The 3,193-nt window shown below is 73.8% G+C and carries 3 protein-coding genes and 1 pseudogene; 2 read left to right on the top strand and 2 right to left on the bottom strand.

The genetic code is table 11. From position 1 onward, the window contains the following. Nucleotides 1-194: pseudogene (locus tag KS423_RS41920) on the top strand (hypothetical protein); the annotation flags it as partial. A gap of 81 nt (nucleotides 195-275) precedes the next feature. On the opposite strand, the gene dapC reads toward KS423_RS41920, so the two are convergent. Both dapC and fdxA read right to left on the bottom strand, forming a co-directional pair. After that, nucleotides 276-1,424 (bottom strand): succinyldiaminopimelate transaminase, encoded by a 1,149-nt coding sequence (gene dapC, locus KS423_RS41915; RefSeq protein ID WP_224284964.1) that lies wholly within the window; start codon nucleotides 1,422-1,424, stop codon nucleotides 276-278. Between the two features lie 21 nt (nucleotides 1,425-1,445). After that, nucleotides 1,446-1,772: a ferredoxin gene (fdxA, locus tag KS423_RS41910; protein WP_030061559.1), complete on the bottom strand. Its 327-nt coding sequence runs from the start codon at nucleotides 1,770-1,772 to the stop codon at nucleotides 1,446-1,448. A 130-nt stretch (nucleotides 1,773-1,902) separates the two neighbouring features. On the opposite strand from fdxA, the gene KS423_RS41905 reads away from it, so the two are divergent. After that, nucleotides 1,903-2,916 (top strand): GNAT family N-acetyltransferase, encoded by a 1,014-nt coding sequence (locus KS423_RS41905; protein WP_224284963.1) that lies wholly within the window; start codon nucleotides 1,903-1,905, stop codon nucleotides 2,914-2,916. Nucleotides 2,917-3,193 lie beyond the last annotated feature (277 nt).

The raw sequence follows: 3,193 nt of genomic DNA, 5'->3' as shown, positions 1-3,193 counted from the left end.
TCGAGCGCGCCCTGCCGTCCGACCTGCCCGCCACCGACGTGCTCGGCCTGGCCGAGCACGGGTCGGCCAACCGCCTCGGCGGTGCCGACCTCGGCTCGAACAACCCGCTGTCCGGCCTCACCGGCTCGCTCGGCCCGATCGGCGGCCTGCTGGGCGGTCTCAACGGCGGCAAGCTCAACGGCCTGCCGCTGTAACCCCCGTTTCCGGGGAGCATGCCGAAGGGGGCCGGTGTCCGTGACACCGGCCCCCTTCGCCGTACGGTCTCCCGCGTGCGGTCAGCGCGCCGCGCCCAGCCGCTCCACGGCCGCGGCGACCCGCTCGTCGGTCGCCGTGAACGCGACCCGCACGAAGCGGTCGCCGGCCGGCCCGTAGAAGTCGCCGGGTGCCACCAGGATGCCCAGTTCGGCCAGTTCGGCCACGGTCTCCCAGCACGGGCGGTCCTGGGTCGCCCACAGGTAGAGGCTCGCCTCGGAGTGCTCGATCCGGAAGCCGTACGCCTCCAGCGCCGCCCGCAGCGCCGAGCGCCGGGCCGCGTACCGCTCGCGCTGCTCGGCCACGTGCGCGTCGTCCGCGAGCGCGGCGACCGTCGCCGCCTGCACCGGCGCCGGCACGATCATGCCGCCGTGCTTGCGCACCTCCAGCAGCTCCTTGACCACCACCGGGTCGCCCGCCACGAAGGAGGCGCGGTAGCCGGCCAGGTTGGAGCGCTTGGAGAGCGAGTGGACGGCCAGCAGGCCCTCGTGGCCGTCGCCGCAGACGTCCGGGTGCAGGACGGAGACCGGGTCGGCCTCCCAGCCCAGCTCCAGGTAGCACTCGTCGCTGACCAGCAGGGCCCGGTGCTCCCGGGCCCACTCGACGGCGCGGCGCAGCTCGTCCGCGCCCAGCACCCGGCCGGTCGGGTTGGACGGCGAGTTCACCCAGAGCAGGCGCACCCGGGAGCCGTCCAGCTCGTCCACCGAGTCGTACTCGACCGGCTCGGCGCCGCACAGCCGGGCGCCCACCTCGTAGGTCGGGTAGGCCAGGCGCGGGTAGGCGACCTGGTCACCGGGGCCGAGGCCGAGCTGGGTCGGCAGCCAGGCCACCAGCTCCTTGGAGCCGACGGTCGGCAACACGGCCTGCGGGCCGATCTGCGCGCCGAGCCGGCGGTGCAGCCAGCCGGCGATCGCCTCGCGCAGCTCCAGCGGGCCCCAGACGGTCGGGTAGCCCGGCGTGTCGGTGTGCGCGGCCAGCGACTTCTGGATCACCTCGGGTACCGGGTCCACCGGGGTGCCGACGGAGAAGTCGCAGAGCCCGCCGGGGTGGGCCAGGGCGGTCGTCTTGTACGGCTCCAGCTTGTCCCAGGGGAAGACCGGGAGCTTGTCCGAAACGCGGCGCGCCGCCCCCGGGTGGCCCGGGAACGGCGCGCGCGTGCTGTTGGTGCTCACAGCTGATCTGCCACCAAATCGTCAGTGGTCGGCGTTCTGCGGCGGCAGAGCGGCGATGAACGGGTGGTCACGCTCGATCAGGCCGAGCTTGGAGGCGCCACCGGGCGAACCCAGGTCGTCGAAGAACTCGACGTTCGCCTTGTAGTAGTCCTTCCACTCCTCCGGAGTGTCGTCCTCGTAGAAGATCGCCTCGACCGGGCAGACCGGCTCGCACGCGCCACAGTCGACACACTCATCCGGGTGGATGTAGAGCGATCGCTCGCCCTCGTAGATGCAGTCAACCGGGCACTCTTCGATGCACGCCTTGTCCTTCACGTCGACACAAGGCTGCGCGATGACGTAGGTCACGCTGTCGTTCCTCCTCGGAAGGGCCTTGCGGCCCGTTCTGTTCTGCTGCCGTGCGCGGTGAGCGCGGCGTCGTCGATGCCCGCCCCTAGTATCGCGGGTCGGAGACCGCAATTGCACAGGAGGTGGCCAGATGGCGACGGACAACCCGGTCGACGGCCGTCCGGAGGTCCGGATAGACCGCTCTGACGTGGGACGACGCGTGTCCGTCCGCCGCCTCGCGGAGTTCGTGGACGACCGGCCGGTGTTCCGGGATTCGATCGGCGTGCTCACTTCGTGGGACGATCATGGATTGACGATCGTCCCGCGCTCCGGTGAGCCGGTGTTCCTGCCGGAGAAGCTGCTGGTCGCAGGCAAGGTCGTGCCGCCGTTTCCGGCCCGGCGCGCCCCCTTGCCGGTCGCCACGCCGGTCGAGCTGCAGCGGATCGCCGGGCGGGGCTGGCCGGCCGTCGAGCAGGAGCCGCTCGGCGAGTGGACGCTGCGCGCCGCGGCCGGGTTCACCCGGCGGGCCAACTCCGTCCAGGCCCTCGGGGACCCGGGACTGCCGCTGCCCCGGGCGCTGGAAGCCGTCCGCGACTGGTACGCGGCGCGCGGGCTGCCCGCGTACGTCGAGGTGATCTCCCCCGGCTCGCCGCAGACGCTGGTCGCCGAACTCGACCGGCTCGGGGCCGGGTACGCGCCCACCCTGGTCCGCACCGCCCCGCTGGCCGGGCTCGCCCGGACCGGCGCCGGGCACGAGAGGGTCCGGCTGGCGCGGACCGCGGACGCCCGGTGGCTGTCGGTGTACCGGCGGGTGAGCGGCGACCCGGCGGTGGAGGAGGCCGCCCGGCAGGTGCTGCACGGCGGTCCCTCGGTCTGGTTCGCCACCGTGCCGGGCGCCCCCGGGCAGCCGCCGCTGGCGATCGGGCGCTGCGTCATCGAGGGGGCCTGGGCCTGCTTCGGCGCGATCGAGGTCCAGCCGTACGCCCGGCGGGCCGGGCTGGCGACGACGGTCATGGCGGTGCTCGCCTCGCGCGCGGCCGAGGAGGGCGCGAGCGGCGGGTACCTCCAGGTCGAGGCGGAGAACGCGGCGGCGATCGCGCTCTATGACGGACTCGGCTTCACGACCAGTCACACTTACCACTACGCCCTTCTTCCCCAGGGGTAGCCGCCAGGCCGTACCGTCCGTCCGATCGCCCGCTTGCCCGTCCACCGCCTTGCCCGTCCACCGCCTTGTCCGTCCGCCGTACGAAAGCCGTCGCCGTCACCGTGACCGAGCAGAGCAGAGACCGCTTCCGGACCGCCGCCCGCGCCGAGCAGCCCGACCCGGTGCTGCTGTGCCTGCTCGCCGCCGCCGAGCACGGCATGGTGCCCGACCCCGGCGACCCCGGTGAGCCGCCGGGCGTGGACGCGCTGCTCGCCGCCTGCGAGGCCGCGCTGGAGCG

Origin of the sequence: Streptomyces sp. LS1784, from assembly GCF_020103755.1 — a bacterium.
Taxonomy (GTDB): domain Bacteria; phylum Actinomycetota; class Actinomycetes; order Streptomycetales; family Streptomycetaceae; genus Kitasatospora.
Note: the sequence above shows the minus strand (reverse complement) of the source record. Positions and strands in the feature narration are given on the sequence as shown.